The organism is Lysobacter capsici (assembly GCF_018732085.1).
GTDB classification, from domain to species: Bacteria; Pseudomonadota; Gammaproteobacteria; order Xanthomonadales; family Xanthomonadaceae; genus Lysobacter; species Lysobacter capsici_A.
In genome coordinates, this window is sequence record NZ_CP076103.1 from 554,534 (window position 1) to 573,706 (window position 19,173).

At 66.8% G+C, this 19,173-nt stretch carries 15 protein-coding genes; 6 read left to right on the forward strand and 9 right to left on the reverse strand.

Annotation, left to right across the window (positions count from 1 at the left end; all coding sequences use genetic code 11):
* The gene (locus KME82_RS02260; protein ID WP_215497085.1) at positions 1-588 is read left to right on the forward strand and encodes a transglycosylase SLT domain-containing protein; all 588 of its coding nucleotides are present in this window, start codon (positions 1-3) and stop codon (positions 586-588) included.
* Positions 585-1,139 carry a hypothetical protein gene (locus tag KME82_RS02265; RefSeq protein WP_215497086.1) on the forward strand — a complete coding sequence of 185 codons (555 nt, stop codon included), beginning with the start codon at positions 585-587 and terminating at the stop codon, positions 1,137-1,139. The genes KME82_RS02260 and KME82_RS02265 overlap by 4 nt, the downstream gene beginning before the upstream one ends.
* Positions 1,140-1,180: 41 nt before the next feature.
* Here the strand turns inward: KME82_RS02265 and KME82_RS02270 are convergent, their stop codons facing one another.
* The 4 genes from KME82_RS02270 to KME82_RS02285 form a co-directional block, all read right to left on the reverse strand.
* Complete coding sequence (locus tag KME82_RS02270) at positions 1,181-2,410, reverse strand: multifunctional CCA addition/repair protein (protein ID WP_215497087.1); 1,230 nt, start codon at positions 2,408-2,410, stop codon at positions 1,181-1,183.
* A gap of 37 nt (positions 2,411-2,447) precedes the next feature.
* Positions 2,448-2,825, reverse strand: a complete 378-nt coding sequence (locus KME82_RS02275; RefSeq protein ID WP_215497088.1) for a PH domain-containing protein — start codon at positions 2,823-2,825, stop codon at positions 2,448-2,450.
* Between the two features lie 154 nt (positions 2,826-2,979).
* Positions 2,980-3,888, reverse strand: coding sequence for a complex I NDUFA9 subunit family protein (locus KME82_RS02280; protein ID WP_215497089.1), 909 nt, complete (start codon positions 3,886-3,888; stop codon positions 2,980-2,982).
* A gap of 10 nt (positions 3,889-3,898) precedes the next feature.
* Entirely contained in the window at positions 3,899-5,971 is a 2,073-nt protein-coding gene (locus KME82_RS02285; protein WP_215497090.1) for a lytic transglycosylase domain-containing protein, read from the reverse strand.
* A 474-nt stretch (positions 5,972-6,445) separates the two neighbouring features.
* Here KME82_RS02285 and KME82_RS02290 point away from each other — a divergent pair, with 474 nt between their 5' ends.
* From KME82_RS02290 to KME82_RS02300, 3 genes are all read left to right on the forward strand, one after another.
* Complete coding sequence (locus KME82_RS02290; RefSeq protein ID WP_252255591.1) at positions 6,446-7,243, forward strand: sulfite exporter TauE/SafE family protein; 798 nt, start codon at positions 6,446-6,448, stop codon at positions 7,241-7,243.
* Positions 7,244-7,523: 280 nt separating this feature from the next.
* Positions 7,524-10,451 (forward strand): TonB-dependent receptor plug domain-containing protein, encoded by a 2,928-nt coding sequence (locus tag KME82_RS02295; protein WP_215497091.1) that lies wholly within the window; start codon positions 7,524-7,526, stop codon positions 10,449-10,451.
* A gap of 462 nt (positions 10,452-10,913) precedes the next feature.
* Entirely contained in the window at positions 10,914-13,808 is a 2,895-nt protein-coding gene (locus KME82_RS02300) for a TonB-dependent receptor plug domain-containing protein (RefSeq protein ID WP_215497092.1), read from the forward strand.
* 325 nt (positions 13,809-14,133) lie between these two features.
* On the opposite strand, the gene KME82_RS02305 is transcribed toward KME82_RS02300, so the two are convergent.
* Complete coding sequence (locus KME82_RS02305; protein WP_215497093.1) at positions 14,134-14,871, reverse strand: ATP-grasp domain-containing protein; 738 nt, start codon at positions 14,869-14,871, stop codon at positions 14,134-14,136.
* A gap of 231 nt (positions 14,872-15,102) precedes the next feature.
* Between KME82_RS02305 and KME82_RS02310 the strand changes: the two genes are divergently transcribed.
* Positions 15,103-15,321: a hypothetical protein gene (locus tag KME82_RS02310; protein WP_215497094.1), complete on the forward strand. Its 219-nt coding sequence runs from the start codon at positions 15,103-15,105 to the stop codon at positions 15,319-15,321.
* Here KME82_RS02310 and KME82_RS02315 read toward each other — a convergent pair.
* The 4 genes from KME82_RS02315 to KME82_RS02330 form a co-directional block, all read right to left on the reverse strand.
* Positions 15,306-16,064 carry an endonuclease/exonuclease/phosphatase family protein gene (locus KME82_RS02315; protein WP_036112434.1) on the reverse strand — a complete coding sequence of 253 codons (759 nt, stop codon included), beginning with the start codon at positions 16,062-16,064 and terminating at the stop codon, positions 15,306-15,308. The two genes, KME82_RS02310 and KME82_RS02315, sit on opposite strands and share 16 nt — an antisense overlap.
* A gap of 25 nt (positions 16,065-16,089) precedes the next feature.
* Entirely contained in the window at positions 16,090-16,944 is an 855-nt protein-coding gene (locus KME82_RS02320) for a thiol:disulfide interchange protein DsbA/DsbL (RefSeq protein WP_252255593.1), read from the reverse strand.
* A gap of 234 nt (positions 16,945-17,178) precedes the next feature.
* On the reverse strand, positions 17,179-17,838 hold the full coding sequence (locus KME82_RS02325) for a thiol:disulfide interchange protein DsbA/DsbL (RefSeq protein WP_215497095.1): 660 nt from the start codon (positions 17,836-17,838) through the stop codon (positions 17,179-17,181).
* A gap of 430 nt (positions 17,839-18,268) precedes the next feature.
* Positions 18,269-19,141: a c-type cytochrome gene (locus KME82_RS02330; protein WP_215497096.1), complete on the reverse strand. Its 873-nt coding sequence runs from the start codon at positions 19,139-19,141 to the stop codon at positions 18,269-18,271.
* Between the last annotated feature and the right edge of the window lie 32 nt (positions 19,142-19,173).

Here is a 19,173-nt window from a genome sequence, read left to right on the forward strand (position 1 = left end):
ATGGCGCCCCCGCAGAAAAAGAAAAAGCCCGCGGTTGCCACCCAGCAAGCGAAGCTGACCCCGAAAGCCGACACGCGTCCTTACGAAGTCAAGATCGATCTGCTCAAGCGCCTGCGGGAAATCCGCGCGCTGGTGGCGGCGAACAACAGATGCTCGATCGACAATGAGGCCATCGTCGCGCAGATTTTCCAGGAGTCCAGTTTCAATGCCGAGGCGGGCAAAAATAAACACCAGGCGCGCGGATTGATGCAAGTCCAGCCGAACGCGATACGACAGGTTTACGCCGTCCGCTTGAAGAAGAAATTGGGGAGAACGCCAACCGACGTGGAGAAGAAGAAGGCGTTCGACGATGCGGATGTCGACTACGCCAAGGGCGTGTTGTTCGACGAGGCGAAAAATATTCAGATCGGCACCGAATACATTCAGTACTGGCTCGACAAGAGCAATGGCGATATCGCCAAGGCGTATGTCGGCTACCGCGGGCCGGATGAGCCAACGTATTACAGCAGGATCAAGACCACGGCCGACAAGCTGCGGGCAGATCCGAACTCGGTCAAGCCGTTGCTGGAAATGAAGGATTTGCCATGAAGTTCATCGCCATGAGTCTGCTCGCACTGGCTCCCTCGCTGGTTTTTGCCGGCGGCAAGGCCAGCACCTGCGATCTGGGCGATTCGAAGCGGCCGCAGGTGGTGCGTGTTTCGCATGGCGGCAAGATCGGCAGCACCGATATCTACTATCTGCGTCAAGGTGAAGCCGCCGCGCAACCGCTACTGGGTGGCGAGGCCGAGGATTCACGCGGATCGGATGTCAGGGTCCAATGCATCGGCGGAAAACGGCGCGCGTTGGCGGTGATGGGCGATTTCATGTCGGCCGGTTATCCGCAGGGCTTCGTGTTGACGTACGACACCCGGAAAAAGAGCTTCGAGCGTTTCAATTTCGCGGAAAAAAATGCGCCGGGTTGGCTCTATTCGGGCCCCAGGGACACCTTGTTGGTATTTCCGCCGGGCGGGCGTCTGCAAACCGAGCACCGCTACCTTGTCTATCGGTTCGCCCCCGGTGCTGGGCAGGACAACACCGAAGAGATCGTGGAGGCCCTGCCGAAGGCCGATGGCTACGAGGTGATCAAGATCGGTCTGTAAGTCCGCGCGACCCGGCGCCTGGTGTATAGAGCCGATCCGCTTCACGCATCCTCACGCCGCGCGATTGCGATTGCCTTGATCCGCGCCGATCGCACCGCCTCGCCGACCGCCGGCCCTTCCAGCCCGGGTCGCAGATCGCTGGCGCGTACCTTCAGCGCCGCATGCAAGGCATCGATCAGCGCCGGCCCCTGCGGATACTCGCCGTCCTGCAAGCCCAGCCGGCCGCGCTTGTCGGCTTCGCACACCAGCGCCATCTGTTCGATCCGTTTCGGGTTGCGAAACCCGTCGCAGCGCGCGATCAGCTCGTACACGGTGCGCGCGCGCAGCTCGTTGAAGCGATGCACGTTGAGGTGTTCGCGGCAGACCGCTTCGGCCAGCAGGCGGTGCTCGGTCGGTATTTTCAGGCGCGCGCACAGCACGGCCAGCGGTTCCAGCCCGGCGCGTTCGTGATTGAGATGGCGCGGCAGGATGTCGGCCGGGGTCAGCGCCTTGCCCAGGTCGTGGGTCAGCGCGGCGAAACCCATCAGGTCGTCGCCGGGCGCGAGCTGCGCGGCCATGTCGACCACCATCTCGGTGTGGATGCCGGTATCGACCTCGGGATGGAACTCGGCGCGCTGCGGCACGCCGTACAGGGCGTCGACTTCCGGCAGCACCACCGCGAGCGCGCCGGCGTCGTGCAGGGTGCGCAGGAACGCCGACGGCCGCGCGCAGCTCAGCGCGCGGCGCAGTTCCTGCCAGACCCGTTCGGCGACCAGGTCGGACAGTTCGCCCGACTCGGCCATCTGCCGCATCAACGCCATCGTCTCGGGCGCGACGGTGAAGCCGTGTTCGGCGAAACGCGCCATGAAGCGGCCCGCGCGCAGCACCCGCAACGGGTCTTCGACGAAGGCCGGGCCGACGTGGCGCAGCACTTTCGCCTCGAGGTCGCGCGCGCCGCTGTAGGGATCGATCAGGCGGCCGTTGCTTTCGTCGCGGGCGATCGCGTTGATGGTGAAGTCGCGCCGGCCCAGGTCCTCGTCCAGCGTCACCGACGGATCGGCGTCGACCACGAAGCCGCGGTAGCCGCGTCCGGACTTGCGCTCGGTGCGCGCGAGCGCGTACTCCTCGCCGCTGTCGGGGTGCAGGAACACCGGGAAATCCTTGCCGACCGCCTTGAAGCCGGCCGCGAGCATCGCCTCGGGCGTTTCGCCGACGACCACGTAGTCGCGATCGCCGGCGGGCAGGCCGAGCAGGCCGTCGCGTACCGCGCCGCCGACCAAGTACACCTTCATCCTTGCCTTCCTCGAATACGGTTGCGATGTGCGCTCACTAGCGCGGCGTGTTCTGCGCCAGCAGCGCGATGATGTCTTCCGACCCGGCGCTGCGGTCGAGGTGGCGGATGATCGGATTGGGCTGGCCCGACACCCACAGCCGCAGTTCGGCTTCCAGGTCGAAATGACCGGCGGTTTCCAGCGAGAACATCACGATGCTGCGGTAGGGCAGGCTGAGGAATTCGGTCTTGCGTCCGGTCACGCCCTGTTTGTCGACCAGGATCAGGCGGCGGTCGGTGAACACGATCAGGTCGCGGATTTCGCCGAACGCGCGCTGCACGCTCTCGCCGGGCGCGAGCAGCGGGGCGAAATCTTCGTTGACCTTGTCGGTGGATTTTTCGCCGGCATGGCCGAGCAGGGTGTCGAGCAGGCCCATGGGGAGGTCCGTGTCGTGGGGATGATGCGCATCCTAGCGCAGGGCGGTGGATACGACGTTGTCGCGTTCGCCCCTGTAGGAGCGGCGCAAGCCGCGACCGCGACATCACAGATGCGACGCAAGCGCGGTGTCGCGGTCGCGGCTTGCGCCGCTCCTACAGTCGGGTGCCGAGGATTTCGGGCAACCGCGGCAACACCGGCGTCGGCGTCACGCCCAATTTCAGCAAGCCATTCTCGACACTGGTCGAATCGCTCTGCAGCGAGCGCCAGTTGTCGCGGCTGATCGGTTTGCCGGGCAGGAATTCGCCGATCTCGGCCTGCAGCTTGCCCAATGCATCGGGCAGCGGCAGCACCGCGCGCAGGCGGCCGCGTGCCTTCGCCGTGGCGCGCACGATCTCGCCCAGGCTCATCACGTCCGGCCCGACCAGGTTGTAGCTGCGCGCGATGTGGCTGTCGTCGTTCAAGGCGTTGACGAAGGCCTGGGCGACGTCGCCGACCCACACCGGCTGGAAGCGCGCATTCGCCCGGCCCATCGGCAGCAGCGGCGCATAGCGCAGCAACTGGTCGAAGCGGCAGAACAGGCCGTCGCCGGGGCCGGCGATCACCGAAGGCCGGAACAAGGTCCACGACAGTTTGCTCGCGCGTACTTTCTGTTCGGCGCGGCCGCGCGATTCCAGGTAGTGGCTCTGGCCGGTACCGGCGTTGAGCGCGCTCATCTGCAGCAGGCGCATCACGCCCATGTCGCGCATCGCCTCGATCAGCGCGTCGAGCAGCTCGACATGGACATGTTCGAAACCCGCGCCGCTGTCGCCTTGTTCGTTGAGGATGCCGACCAGATTGATCACCGCGTCGACATCGTCGAGCACCGCGCGCAGGAAATCCGGGTTGCCGACATCGCCTTCGATCAGGCTGGCGTCGCGCGACAGCAGTTTCTTCTTGACCGGATCGACGCCGCGGCTGAGCACGGTGATGCGGCAGCGTTCGCGCAGCAGGTGTTCGACGAGGTGACGGCCGACGAAACCGGTACCGCCCAGGATCAGGACATGGCGACGGGGCGCGGGCATCGGCGCGCGCTCAGTCGGTTTCGGCCGGCAGCGGCGCCGTCGCGGTGGCGGCCGAGGCCGGGCAGGTGAAGGACTTGCGCGCGCTGTTGTTGATCCCGCGCATGCGGTCGCTCACCTTGAGCGCATCGCCGTTGAGGCGCCAGTCGTAGAGCACGCTGAAAGCCAGCACGCGGGCGACGTACTCGCGGGTTTCCTTGTAGCTGATGGTCTCGATCCAGAAATCCGGGTCCATGCCCGGCCGCTGCGACTGCCAGCGCCCCAACGGCGCGGGGCCGGCGTTGTAGCCGGCCATGGCGAAATACGGCTGGCCGCCGTACTTGTCGAGCAACTGGCGCAGGTAGGCGGTGCCGAGAATGATGTTGGTGTCCGAGTCGTACAGGCTGGCCGCGCCGCCCCAGGGCAGGCCCAGGCTCTTGGCGACCTGCGCGCCGGTGCCGGGCAGCACCTGCATCAGGCCCATCGCGTTGGCGCCCGAGCGCGCGGTCGGGTTGAAGATGCTTTCGGCGCGGATCTCGGCGGCGACCCAGGCCGGGTCGATGCCGTTGCGCGCCGACTCGCGGCGGATGGTGTCGCCGTGGTGCAGCGGAAAGCGCAGGTAGTACATGCGCTGTTCGTTCGGGGTCTTGTTGAGCGAGAACACCGCGCGGTCGAACCAGTTGTAGCTCTGCGCCACTTCGATCGCGATGCGGCGCTGGGTGTCGTCGTAACGGGTCAGCGCATCGTCCCACTCGCGGATCGCCCAGGCGGCGCGTTCGATCTGGAACAGGCCCATCGCCCGCATCAGGATCGGATCGCGTGCGATCGCGGCCTTGGCCGCGACGCTGTCCTTGGGTTGCACCGGGCACAGCGTGTACGGCAGGCCGAGCCGGTCGGACGACAGGAAGCCGTGGAAATCGGCGTTCTTGGCCGATTCGCGGTACAACCGCGCTGCGCTGATCTTGTCGCCGGCCATTTCGCTCAAGCGCGCTTCGAAATACTCCCAGCGCGATTCGTCGCGTTGCTTGGCGCCCATCTTGCGGATCGCGGCGAGCGCGCCGGCCCAATCCGAGCGCGACATGGCTTCGCGCGCGCGCCATTCGTGCAGGCGTTCGTCGTAAGCGACCTCCGGCACGGCGTTGAGCCGGCGCGCCGATTCGGCGTCGTAGGAAGCCACCGACCACAGCGCGGTCTGGTACAGCACGCGGCCGCGGTCTTCGTCGCTGAAGGCCAGCGCGGCGGCGTACTTGGGCAGCTGCGCTTCGGCGCTGGCCGGCTGCGCCTTGGCCAGCTTGGCCAGGCCGTAGGAAGCGATCTTGCGGCTGCGTTCGGTCTTCGGCCAACTCAGCGCGCGTTCGTTGACGTTGTCCAGGAACGCCGCGTAGTCGTTGGCCAATGCGAGTTGATCCGACGGCAATCCTCGCGCCGCCGCACGCATCACCGCCGGCTGCCATTCGGCGGCCGCCGCATCGATGCGTTCCCAACGCAGTTCCGGGCTCAGGCCATTCTGCGCGGCGAGCACCGCGAACGGCGCATCGCAACTGTCGGGCAGCGACTTGCCGCTGCTGCGCCAGATGACTTGCGCATCCTTGGTCCACTGCGTGTCGGCCTTGCCGAGCGCCTGGCGCGCGTTCAATTCGGCGCAGCGCAGGCTGACGCTGCGCTCCTTGCCGCTGCTGTTCTTCGGCGTCCACGCCGCGGTGAAGGCGGCCCAGTCTTCGCGGCGCGCGGTCGCGGCCAGCCAGATGTCGCGGAAGGCGTCGCCGGAGGCTTCGTTGCCGCGGCGGTTGAGGAAGTCCTGCGCCTGGCCGTTGTTCACGCTGTCGATGTTGCGGCGCAGGCTCGCGTACTCGACCCAGCCGTACAGCGGATGGCGGGCGATGTCGGCGTATTGACCGGCGTCGAACGGCCCGCGTTCGGCGGCCTCGATCGCGGCGCGCACGCGCGGCAGCAACGGATCGACCGCGGGCGCGGGCAAGGCGTTGCTGATCGCCGCCGGTTTGACCGCGGGCAGCGTCGGCGCCGCGGCCGTGGTCTGGGCGCAGGCGGTGGTGGCGAGGGTCGCGGCGAGCGCGGCGAACAGCAGGGAATAGGGGCGCGAGAGCATGTTCGGGACTATAGCCGAGCGTGGATGAATGTCTTATGTGAACGGTGGGTGGATGTGGGTGGAGTGCGAATGCGGTCGCGGTGTTGGGTTGTGGATGTTGCTGTGTGACGGGGTTTTTGGTTGTGGGGTGTGATTGTGGCTTCGCGGTGACACGGTTGTTGCGGGGTTGCGGTTGCGGCTCAGTGACTCTCGATGGGAGTGGTGGTTGCTCGAGGATGGAAAAGCAAAAGCAAAAGCAAATCCCCCCTGCCCCCCTTTTGCAAAGGGGGGAAAAAGCAACGGGGGAAAAGCAACGGCGGAAAAGTAACGAGGAAAAGCAAGAAGGAAGATCAAAGACGCGGGAAGTGGGTCGCGTGTGGGAGCGATGGCATGCAGAATCGGTGCATCGCGACGTTCGCTGGATGACTCCATGCACGTGAGCAGGCCTTTGGCTCGGCTCACAATCGTCGCTTGGTCAATTCATTGGAGCACCGCATGGCGATCTGGCTGGTTTTTCTCGCGCTCGGCGCGGTCGCCGGCGTGCTCGCCGGGCTGCTCGGGATCGGCGGCGGGCTGGTGCTGGTCGCGGCGCTGGCCTGGATCGCGCCGGCCATCGGCATCCCGCAGGAAGCGGCCATGCACACCGCGTTGGCCAGTTCGCTGGCCAGCATCGTGTTGACCGCGACCGCGTCGGCGCGCGCGCACGCCAAGCGCGGCAGCGTGATGTGGCCGACCGTGCGCTGGATGGTCCCGGGCCTGCTGCTCGGCGGCTGGCTCGGCAGCTTCGTCGCGGTGCGCATCGACGGCGAGTGGCTGCGTTGGATCGTCGCCGGTTACTGCCTGATCGCCGCCGCGCAGCTGCTGTTCGGCAAGAACCGCGCCGAACTCGGCGCCGATGCGCCGCCGCCGCAGGGCGCGCCGATGACCGCCGCGGGTGTCGGCATCGGCGCGGTGTCGGCGGTGGTCGGCATCGGCGGCGGCAGCATGACCGTGCCGCTGCTGGTCTGGCGCGGAGTCGCGCCGGTGCGCGCGGTCGGCACGTCCTCGGCCTGCGGCGTCGCGATCGGCCTGGCCAGCGCGATCGGCTACGCGCTCAACGCACCGCCCGGCGCCTTGCCCGAACACGCGATCGGCTATGTGTACCTGCCGGCGGCGATCGGCGTGGCCATCGCCTCGGTGCTGTGCGCGCCCTACGGCACGCGGCTTGCGCACAAGCTGCATGGCGACACGCTCAAGCGGGTGTTCGCGGCGTTCCTGGTCCTGGTCGCGGTGAGCCTGTTGCTCGGCGGCTGAAAGCGCGACCGGCCTCTCGTTTTTCAGCGATCCCGGCGCCGCCGGCCGCGTGCGTCGCCGGCCGCCCGAAAAGCCGGCGCCGGACCGTGTCCGACCCGGTCGTTGCCCCGCATCGGGCCGCATGCCAATCAAAACTGAGACCCAGTTGGCAAGTGCCCACTATTTGCGCCTTGTGGCGGCTTCACGAATTGTTTACAACCTTCCGGTGCCGTCCGGCCCCGCCGGCGGTGCGCCAATGGCCATCAGAGCCAAGCCAAACACCTTGAGGGAGAGAGAGTCGATGAAAGCGTCGCGTCGTCACGCCTTGGCGAAAGCCATCCAGTTGTCCCTGCTGGTCGCACTGCCGGGCCTCGCGGCCGCGCAGGAAGCCGCACCCGCCAAAGACGCCACCACGCTGGACACCGTCCAGGTCACCGGCACCCGCATCAAGAAGGCCGAGATCGAAAGCCAGGTCCCGGTCCAGACCCTCAATCGCGAAGACATCGAACGCACCGGCCTGACCTCGATCGGCGACGTGGTGCAGGAACTCACCGGCGCCGGCTCGGCGCTCAACACCAAGTTCAACTCCTCGGGCAACTTCGGCTTCTCGCCGAACGGCGACGGCATCGGCGCCGGTTCGGCCCAGGTCGATCTGCGCCACCTCGGTCCCAAGCGCGTCCTCGTCCTCGTCGACGGCATGCGCTGGGTCAACGAGTCCTCCGCCTCGGGCGTGGGCGCGGCGACCGACCTCAACACCATTCCGCTGGCGATCGTCGAGCGCATCGAGATCCTCGAAGACGGCGCGTCCTCGCTGTACGGCTCCGACGCGATCGCCGGCGTGGTGAACATCATCACCCGGCGTAATTTCGACGGCGGCCAGATCAGCCTGAACTACGGCCAGTACGGCAAGGGCGACGGCGACCTGCAGGGCGTCGACCTGGCGTGGGGCTTCAACACCGACCGCGCCAACCTGTTCCTGGGCCTGAGCTACGTCGACCAGGACCCGGTGTACTCGCGCGACCGCGCCGTTTCCGCCTTCCCGGTGCCCGGCCTGGGCGTGGAGACCGGCAGCTCGGCGACCCCGAACGGCCGCTTCATCTTCAACCCGCCGACCGCGAGCACCGCGTGTCCGCTGACCGACGTCGACGACGATCCCTCGACCCCGGCGGTGCCGTTCTGCAACATGACCACGCCCAACGGCAGCAGCTTCCCGAACGGCGTGCGCTATCCGCAGGACTTCATTCCGTTCACCGGCGCGAACCGCTACAACTTCGCCCGCGAGAACATGATGCTGACGCCGTCCAAGCGCATGGGCGCGTTCGGCCAGTTCCGCTATCACTTCAGCGACAACGTGCAGGGCTACGTCAAGGCGCTGTACAACCGTCGCGAATCGACCAACCAGGCCGCGCCGGAACCGATCTTCCTCGGCGCCGGCGCCGGTACCGGCAATCCGTGGTCCGAGCAGATCACCATCTCGCGCCTGAATCCGTACAACCCGTTCGGCTTCGACCTGACCTCGATCGGCCCCAACGCCAACCTCGACACGATCGCGCGCCGTCCGGTCGAAGGCGGCCCGCGCGTGTTCGAGCAGCAGGTCGACACCAAGTACATCGCCGCCGGCGTGGAAGGCAGCTTCGATGTCGGCGACCGCACCTACTTCTGGGACGTCAACGTCGCCAGCAACAAGAACGAAGCCGACCAGACCAACTACGGCAGCTACAACGTCCGCAACATCAACATCGCCCTGGGCGATCCGGCGCTGTGCGCGGCGACGCCGGGCTGCGTGCCGCTCAACATCTTCGGCGGCCCGGGCACCATCACCCCGGCGATGCTCAAGTGGATCAGCCCGGTCATCCGCGACCGCAGCGAGCAGAAGCTGCAGACGGTCACCGCCAACTTCTCCGGCGACCTGTTCAACCTGTGGGCCGGTCCGCTGTCGTTCGCGGCCGGTTACGAGTACCGCAAGTACCAAGGCTTCTACCAGCCCGATCCGATCACGGTGGCCGGTTACTACAACGGCACCCAGTCGCTGCCGACCAAGGGCGAGTACGACGTCAACGAAGCCTATGTCGAACTCAACCTGCCGCTGATCAAGGAAGGCGCGTTCGGCAAGAGCCTGGACCTGAGCCTGGCCGGCCGTTATTCGGATTATTCGACCTTCGGCGGCCAGTTCACCCCGAAGTACGGCCTGCGCTGGCAGGTCGCCGATGAATTCCTGCTGCGCACCACCTACGCCGAAGGCTTCCGCGCGCCGTCGATCGGCGAACTGTTCGGTTCGGCCAGCCGCGCCGACCTGCAGCTCAGCGACCCCTGCCTGACCTCGATCACCGGCGCGCCGCCGACCGGCAACCGCGCCAACTGCGCCGCGCTCGGCGTGCCGGCCGGCGCCGCCCAGGCCAACAGCCAGATCTCGGTGCAGACCGGCGGCAACCCGGACCTCGACCCGGAAACCGCACGCAGCTTCACCGCCGGCTTCGTCTACAGCCCGGCCTGGGCCGCGGGCGTGCCGTGGTCGGACAAGTTCGACTTCGAAGTCACCTACTACCGCCACTCGCTGGAAGGCGCGGTGCAGGCGATCGACGCGCAGACCCAGCTCAACCTGTGCGTGCAGACGCTCGATCCGCTGTACTGCAGCGGCATCACCCGTTCCTCGATCGGCGGCATCTCCTCGTTCGAGAACAAGCTGACCAACCTGGGTTCGATCAAGACCTCCGGCTGGGACATCGACTTCTTCTGGACCCTGCCGGAAACCTCGTGGGGCCAGTTCAAGATCAACTGGCAGAACACCTGGGTCACCCAGTACGAAGCCCTCGGCGCCGCCGGCCAGATCCAGCCGCGCAAGCCCGGCGTGGAAGTCAACGACAGCGCGATCCCGGAATGGACCTCCAACGCGACGCTGTCGTGGAAGAAGAACAACTGGAACGCGTCGTGGACGATCCGCCATATCTCCGAGCTGACCGAAATCTGCCAGGCCTCGGCGCTGGATTCGCCGTACTGCGACAACCCGGTGACCGGCGAGAACAAGCTGTCGGCGATCACCTACCACGACCTGCAGCTGGGCTACCGCTTCGAACTGCTCAAGGGTCTGCAGATCACCGGCGGCGTCAACAACGTCGCCGACAAGGATCCGCCGGTGTGCCTGTCGTGCTCGCTCAACGGCTACGACGCGTCCACCTACGACATCCCGGGCGGCCGCTTCTTCTACCTGCGCGCGGATCTGCGTTTCTGATGGAGTCGACCTGATCGGGCGGCCGCAACCCGGACGCATCCGATCGACGCAGGTTTCAGCTCATCAGCGAAACATCGAGCCGAACACGGCCGGTAGGAAACTACCGGCCGTTTTTTTTGGGCGCGGTTTGCCCGGCGGATTTCGTCAGCCGGACTTTTGCCGGTTGGATCTTCGTGGACGGATTTTTTCGGCGGATTTAATCGAGGGGATCTAGTCGGATGATTTCGACCGAGAGCATTGTCAGCACGTTTTTGGTGAGTGTTTTCGACCAACATGCGACGGCCTAATCGCGATCGCATCACGCTTTAAATGGACTTGAGTTCCTGCACCGCGTCAGTGCGTGTTTTTGCTGTCTTGCGGCTGCTTCGCGAATGCTTACAAACTCGGCAGCCGTCCGCTGGGGGCGACGGCGAGCCGGGCCATCAGAGCCCGGCCAAAATCACCTTGAGGGAGAGAGAGCCGATGAAAGCGTCGCGTCGTCATGTCCTGGCGAAAGCCATCCAGTTGTCGTTGTTGATCGGCCTGCCGGGCGTCGCCGCCGCGCAGGACGCCGCACCCGCGCGCGAGGCCACCACGCTGGACACCGTCCAGGTCACCGGCACGCGCATCAAGAAAGCCGAGATCGAAAGCCAGGTCCCGGTGCAGACGCTCACCCGCGAAGACATCGAACGCACCGGCCTGACCTCGATCGGCGACGTGGTGCAGGAACTCACCGGTTCGGGCTCCTCGTTCAACGGCAAGCGCAACGCCTCGGGCAATGACGGCTTCCCGTCCGACGGCGGCGGCGTCGGCGCGGGCGCGACCACGGTCGACCTGCGTCACCTGGGTTCCAAGCGCGTGCTGGTGCTGGTCGACGGCATCCGCTGGGTCAACGAATCCTCGGCTTCCGGCGTGGGCTCCTCGACCGACCTCAACACGATTCCGCTGGCCATCGTCGAGCGCATCGAAGTGCTCGAGGACGGCGCGTCCTCGCTGTACGGCTCCGACGCGATCGCCGGCGTGGTCAACATCATCACCCGGCGCAATTTCGACGGTTTCCAGCTCACCACCAATTTCGGCCAGTACACCAAGGGCGACGGCACCAGCCGCGGCCTCGACTTCGCCTACGGCGGCAGCAGCGATCGCGCCACCTGGTTCCTCGGCGCCAGCTACACCAAGCAGGACGAAGTCAGTTCGTCCGATCGCGAGCGTTCGCGCTTCCCGGTGCCCGGCACCGGCTTGGCGCTGGGCAGTTCGCGCGTGCCCGGCGGCCGCATCGCCTTCACCGCGCCGGACGGCCGCAAGTACGACCTGGTCGCCAACGCGGGCCAGAGCAATCCGACCTACACGCCCGGCCAGGCGCCGTGCTCGGCCGGCGTGCCGCGCACCGACGGTTTCCATTGCTTCGGTGCCAACGACCCGTTCAACTTCGCGCCGTTCAACTACGTGCTCTCGCCGTCCGAGCGCAAGGGCGTGTTCGGCCAGTTCCGTTTCGACATCAACGACAAGGTGCGCTGGTACGCGCGCGCCTTGCTCAATCGCCGCGATTCGGAAAACCGCGCCGCGCCCGAGCCGATCGACCTGGGCCCCGGCGCCGGCAACGAGTTCGCCGCCAACGTGGTGATCCCGGCCAACCATCCGTTCAACCCGTTCGGCGTGCAGCTCGATTCGAGCAACCTGAGCATCCTGCGCCGGCGTCCGAGCGAAGGCGGCCCGCGCCGCTTCGAACAACAGGTCGACACCTGGTTCGTCGGCACCGGCCTGGAAGGCACCTTCGATGTCGGCGAGCGCGCCTGGTTCTGGGACGCCAACATCGCCAGCAGCCGCAACAAGGCCGAGCAGACCAACCGCGGCAGCTACAACGCCAAGAACATCGCCATCGCCATGGGCGATCCGGCGATCTGCGCGGCCACGCCGGGTTGCACGCCGTTGAACATCTTCGGCTACAACACCATCACCCCGGCGATGCTCAAGTGGATCAGCCCGGTGTTGCACGACAGCAGCGAGAACAAGCTGCAGCAGGCGACGGTCAACCTGTCCGGCGATCTGTTCGAGATGTGGGCCGGGCCGCTGTCGTTCGCGACCGGTTACGAGTACCGCAAGTACGAAGGCTCGTACCGCCCCGATCCGATCACCGTGCGCGGCGAGTACAACGGCGTGCCGTCGCTGCCGACCCAGGGCGAGTACGACGTCAACGAAGTTTATGTCGAACTCAACGTGCCGCTGTTCAAGGACTCCGCGTTCGGCAAGGGCCTGGACCTGAGCCTGGCCGGCCGCTATTCGGATTACTCCACCTTCGGCGGCGAGTTCACCCCGAAGTACGGCCTGCGCTGGCAAGTGGCCGATGAGTTGCTGCTGCGCGGCACCTACGCGGAAGGTTTCCGCGCGCCGTCGATCGGCGAGCTGTTCGGTTCGCAAAGCCGCGCCGACGTCGGCATGGTCGATCCGTGCCTGATCGGCTCCAACGGCGCGCCGCCGACCGGCAACGCCGCCAACTGCGCCGCGCAGGGCGTCAATCCGGGCACGCGCCAGGTCGATCCGCAGATCTCGGTGCTGACCGGCGGCAATCCGAACCTGGAGCCGGAGCGTTCGACCAGCTTCTCGCTGGGCTTCGTGTGGTCGCCGTCGATTCTCGAAGACACCGCGATCGCCAAGCGCGTCGACATCGAAGGCACGTTCTACAGCCACCGCATCGAAGGCGCGATCCAGGCCATCGACCCGCAGACCCAGCTCAACCTGTGCGTGCAGACGCTGTCGCCGGAATTCTGCGGCGGCATCCAGCGCAATCCGATCACCGACCAGATCGACGGTTTCGCCAACTTCCTGGGCAACCTGAGCGTCATCAAGACCAACGGCTGGGACATCGACGTGTTCTGGACCCTGCCGGAAACGCGCTTGGGCCAGTTCAAGCTGATCTGGCAGAACACCATCGTGGGCAACTACGAAGCCGTCGGCGCCGACGGTTCGCTGCAGCCGTTGCAGGTGGGCCGGTTGGTCAGCGATCCGGTGACCCGTTCGATTCCCGAATGGACCTCGAACGCGACCCTGGAGTGGAGCTACGGCCGCTGGAACGCTTCGTGGACCGCACGCCACATCAGCCAGCTGGTCGAGGACTGCGGCGACGCCGCCGATTTCGCGGTGTGCAAGAACGATCCGAAGACCGGCCAGAACCGTCTGGGCGCGACGACCTTCCACGATTTCCAGGTCGGTTATCGCTTCGACGTGCTCAAGGGCTTGCAGTTGCAGGCGGGCATAAACAACGTGTTCGGCAAGGACCCGCCGGTGTGTCTGGCGTGCAACCTCAACGGCTTCGATGGGTCGACCTACGATCTGCCCGGTGGCGGTTATTACTACCTGCGCGCGGATCTGCGGTTCTGATCGCAGCGGCGGCGTTTATAGCCGCGGCCGTTGATCGGCCGCGGTTTTTCGGTCAAAGCAACGGCCGGTGGTTCGCCACCGGCCGTTTGCGTTTGCGCACACCGGTAAGTTCACGCTCGCGCGGCGCTTACGAGCGCCCCTGTAGGAGCGGCGCGAGCCGCGACCACCCGAAGAGGTTGGATACCACCAGGCCAACCGACGCGATGACACGCCAGGCGTCGGCGATAAGTGCCCGGTGTTTACGGGCTTGGGGTGTTTCGCTTACGAACACCTCTTCGGGGGGGCGCGGCTCGCGCCGCTCCTGCAGCCGGATACCCACGCCCGATCAACCGTCCGTTCGCGTCCCCGCATGCCGCAATACCTCCAACACTGCATCCGGATCGCAGGCATACAAACCCGCGCCCCACGCCGCGTTCTGCTCGACGCAGGCCCAGTCGCCGCCGTCGATGAGGCCCGCGTCGATCACGCAGGCGCGCGGCAGGTCCACGCGCGCATCGGCGAGCAGGCGGCCGATGAACTCGCGCAGCCCTGCGTCTTCCTCGCGCGTGCTTGCGAACCCGCTGTCGCGCGCGAGTTCGCCGTTGCGCGAATACAACGAATACGTGCGCAGCTCGCGATCGAGCACGAAGCAGCGGAATTCGCAGCGCCAGCGCACGACCTGCGACACCAGCACCGGCATGTCCTCGTCGTAACCCTGCGGCAACTCGGCGCCGGTGTAGACCTGGGCCGGAAAGCTCTTGTCGTTCGGCGGCTTGATGAAGGCCGCTACGGTGCCGGCGCGCTCGGCGCCAAGGGTGCTGAGCCGGATATCGCGCAGGCGGTACTCGTTCGGCAGCCGCACCAGCCAGTCTTCCGGCGGATTCGACAGGACCAGGCCGAGCTGTTCGCTGATCGACGGCCCGAACAGTGCTTCGCCATAGAACACCGGATCGGCCAGCGCGCGCAGATGCTCGGGCACGCGCCAGCCGGGCAGGCGCTCGACGCTCCAGCCCTGGCGAGCGGCGGCTTTCCACAGCGCCTGCGAGTCTTCGCTGTGGCGAGGGGTGAGGATCAGGGTGGGCATGGGGTTCTCGGGAATCGGGAATCGGGAATCGGGAATCGGGAATCGGGAAGGGGACGAACAGCCTTTGCTTTCCCCCCTTTGAAAAAGGGGGGCAGGGGGGATTTGCTTTTGCTTTTGTTTTTGCTTTTGAAGTTGCCGCTTTAATTTCGCGCCACGACGGATAAGAGCAAAAGCAAATCCCCCCTGCCCCCCTTTTTCAAAGGGGGGAAAAGCAGGAGCAGGGCGAAAGCGATGCAGTTGGCGCGCGACAAACACTATCGCGAAGTCGCGACGTCAGCGGAGAAGCGGCCTGCGCACAAGATCGCGATCAACGCACTCGAACGCCCAATGCATACCCGCCCGCGCCGCGAACCCACCGCGCCTGGCTTCAATTCGTTCAATACCGAACAAACGCATCCACGCGCGCGCATCCATCTCACCCACGCGCGCCCACCTCAACGCAACGCGTGATCCGGCACATCCAGATCCAGCGACAACGCCAGATGGTCCGACAACGCCGCGGGCACCGCGCGCGCGCCGGCGAAGCTCAGGCCGTCGCCGAGCAGGATATGGTCGATCGCGCGCTGCGGACGCCAGCTCGGGAAGGTCGGAAACACTTCGTTCGGCGGTTGCAGGCGGGTGTTGCGGAACAAGGTCTGCATCTCGGGGCGATCGGCCGAGCAGTTGAAGTCGCCCATCAGCACCGCGTGCGGATGGTCGTGCAGCAGTTCGGCGATGAAGGCCAGCTGCGAGGCGCGCGAACCGGCGCCGAGCGAGAGATGGGCGACGGCGATGGTCAAACCATCGTCGTCGCTGCCGTAGTGCGCGATCAGCACGCCGCGGCCGGAGATGCGGCCGGGCAGGGGATGGTCGACGACCTCGCGCGGTTCCAGCTTGCTCAACAGCCCGTTGGCGCTGGAGGCGACGTTGCCCACGCGGCGATTGGGCTGGTGGCTCCAGTAATCGAAGCCGGCGCGCTGGGCCAGGTAGTGCGTCTGGTTGGTGAAACCCGAGCGCAGGCTGCCCGGATCGCTTTCGTTGAGGCCGACGATGTCGTGCTCGCCGGCCAGTTGGGCGATGGTATCGAGGCTGCCGCGCTTGTTGCCGGCGGGCAGCACGTGCGACCAGCTGCGCGTGGCGTAATCGCTGTAGCGACGCGTGCTGGAGCCGGCCTGGATGTTCGCGCTGAGCAGGCGCAGCCGGCGTGTGGTCATGCTCGAATCGTTCCCTGCGGGCCGATTACGGCTTCGGCGCGGCGGCGGCCGGAGCGGCCGCGGCGGGCGCGCTGGCCTGCAGCGCGGCGCGTTCCTGCGCGACCAGGTGGTCGGTGATGCGCAGCATGTCGTCGAAGCTCTTGCCCTTGACCAGGAACTTGCCGTTGACCACCAGCGACGGGCTGGAGCTCACGCCCGAGCGCTGCATGAACTGTTCGGCGCGCTTGCCCTTGGCGTTGATCGCGAAGCTGTTCATCGTGCCGATGAAGTCGGCCGCCTTGACGCCGTACTTGGCGTAGAACGCGCCGATCTGCTCGTCGGTGATGGTCTGGTAGTTGAGCGATTGGTCGATGTGGATGGCGCGGAACATCGCTTCGTGGGTCTTCTCGACCAGGCTCAGGGTCTGGGCGGCGTAGAAGGCCTTCTGGAACGGGATCGGGTTGCCGCCGAAGGGGCCGGCGATCGGGGTGAACTTCACGTCCGCGGTCTGCTTCTTGCGCCAGTCGAGCAGCACCGGCTCGAACTGCGCGCAGTGCGGGCAGGTGTAGCTGAAGATCTCGGCGACTTCGATCTTGCCCGGGACCGGGTCGAAGGCCTGGCCGCCGGGGATTTCTTCGTAATCGGTGCCGACGGTCGGTGCCGGGCCGGCCGGCGGGGTCGCGACTGCGGCCGGCTGGATCGCAGGTTCGGCGGGGGCCGGCGCGGTTTCGGCCGGCGCCGGGGTGGCGCCCTCGGCGGCCGGGGTGGCGGCGGCTTCGGTCGCGGCCGGCGTGGCGGCGGACTCGGCCGGCGCGGTTTCGGTCTTGTTGCAGGCGGCCAGCGCGAACAGCGCGGTCAGCACCAGCGGAAAGCGGGACAACGAGGCCATACGCGAATTCATCGGGAATCTCCGCAAACGATCAAAGAAAGCGAGGGCCTCGGGGCGTTGAACGCCGAACGCGAAGCCGACAAGGGCGGCGGCCAGCATAGCGGCCGCGGGACTGAACGTGGAGTGTAGGTTGGAGCCGGGAATCGGGAATGGGGAATGGGGAATCGGAAGATCAAGAGCCCGTGTCGTCGCTGTTGATCTTCCGATTCCCCATTCCCGATTCCCGATTCCCAGCCGTCAAGCGCCTCAGCGCTTGGCGGCAGCACGTTCCTTGGCGATCAGCCCATCGGCCACGCGCAGCATGTCGTCGAAACCCTTCTGGGTGATGATCCGGTACTTGCCGGCGACCACCATCGACGGGGTGCTGTCGACTTCGCTGGCCATGATGAAGGTCTTGGCGCGGTCCATGGCCTTGGCGGTGGCCGGGCCGTTCATGGCCGCGGCGAAGGCGATCGGATCGGCGCCGAACTTGGCGTAGAACGCGGCGATCTCGGCCGGCGAGGCGTTCTGGATCGGCAGGCTGCGCTCTTCGTGCAGGGCCTTGAACACGGCCTCGTGGGTCTTGGGCACCAGCTTGAGCGCCTGCGCGGTGTAGAAGGCCTGCGCGTAGGGATTCCAATAGCCGCCGAACGGGGCGGCCAGCGGCACGAAATTCACGTCGCTCGGCAGCTTGGCCTTCCAGGCCGCGACCTGCGGTTCGAAATGGGCGCAGTGCGGGCAGGTGTAGCCGAACACTTCGACCACCTCGATCTTGCCCTTGACCGGCGCGAACGGCTTGCCGCCCTCGATCTCGACGTAATCCACGCCCACGACGGGCGCGGCGCTCGCGGCGGCGGCCTTGGGCGCGGCGGAAGCGGCGAAGGGGAGCACGGCGAGCAGCAGCAGGGTGGCCAGGCGCAGGTTCATCGGTAGGTCTCGTCGGTGGGGATGGCCGGCGCGCGGCGAACGGGGTTCGCGCTGGGCCGGGGAACATAAAAAACGCCGGCGCCAAGGATAACGGCCGGCGTGCAGAACCAAGAGTATGCAGTGAGATCAAAGCAGGGCGGGGAAGTTCCCGATCACTCAGGCGGTGATGGCCGTCACTTTATGAGGGCCGATCGCGATCCCGGCCCAGGGGTGAGAGCCGCGCACCGCGCCGATCTCCTGCGCTCACAAGCCGCGACCCTGGCCCTCGACCACATCGTCGCGCCAGCCTCGCGGGCGGGGCCGATCGCCGAAGCGAGCGCCGGGATCGTGGCCGAAGCGTTGCGCCTGGCGCCTTCGCCGGCAACAAAAACGCCGGCCTGTTGCCAGGCCGGCGTCCGGGTATTGCCTTGACGCGCTGAACGCTCGGCGATCAGCCCTTGGCGGGCTGGGCCGGCGCGGCCGGAGCGGTCGCCGGCGCAGCGGCCGGAGCCGCGGCGGGCGCCGGAGCCGGTGCGGCCGCCGGCTTGGCCGCCGGGGCGTCGGCCGCGGCGACGTCGTCGGCGCGTTCGTGCAGGCCCTGCAGGTAGCTCGACAGCGAACCGATCTCTTCGTCGGTCAGCGACTTAGCCACGCTGGCCATGATGTTGAACAGATGCGGGTCCTTCTGGGTGCTGGTCCCGGCGCGGTATTCTTCCAGGCGACGCTTGGAGTAGGCCGCCTGCTGGCCGGCGAGGTGCGGGTAGGCCGGGCCGGGGTTGCCGGCGCCGCCCGGGCCGTGGCAGGCCATGCAGGCCGGGATGCCGCGGGCCTTGTCGCCGCTGCGGAACAGGTCTTCGCCGATCTGGTAGAACTTCTTGTCCTTGTTCGGACCCGAGGCCACAACCGTGTCGTCGGCGACGCCGGCGCCGGACTTCTGGGTCGCGAAGTAGGCGCCCAGGTCGCGCGCGTCCTGCTCGCTGAGCGCGTCGGCGAAGGGCTTCATCGCCGCGGCCATGCCGGTATTGCGCTCGCCGGTCTTGAACAGGGCGATCTGGTGGGCGATGTAGCGCTCGCTCTGGCCGGCCAGGCGCGGGTACTGCGGGTCGGTCGGGTTGCCGTCGAGACCGTGGCAGGCCGCGCAGGTGCCCGCCTTGGTCGCGCCGGCCTTGACGTCGCCCCAGGTGGCCTTCGGGCCGCCGTTGAGCGGCGCGGTCTGGACCGGCTCCTTGTCGGGAATCGGGGTGACCGTGGTCTGGGCGAACGCAACGGCGGCGACCGCGAAGGCGGCGAGGCCGACGAGGCTCAGGACGCGGGCTTGGCTCATGTAGCTGGGCTCCGAACTACTCGTTGCTTCAG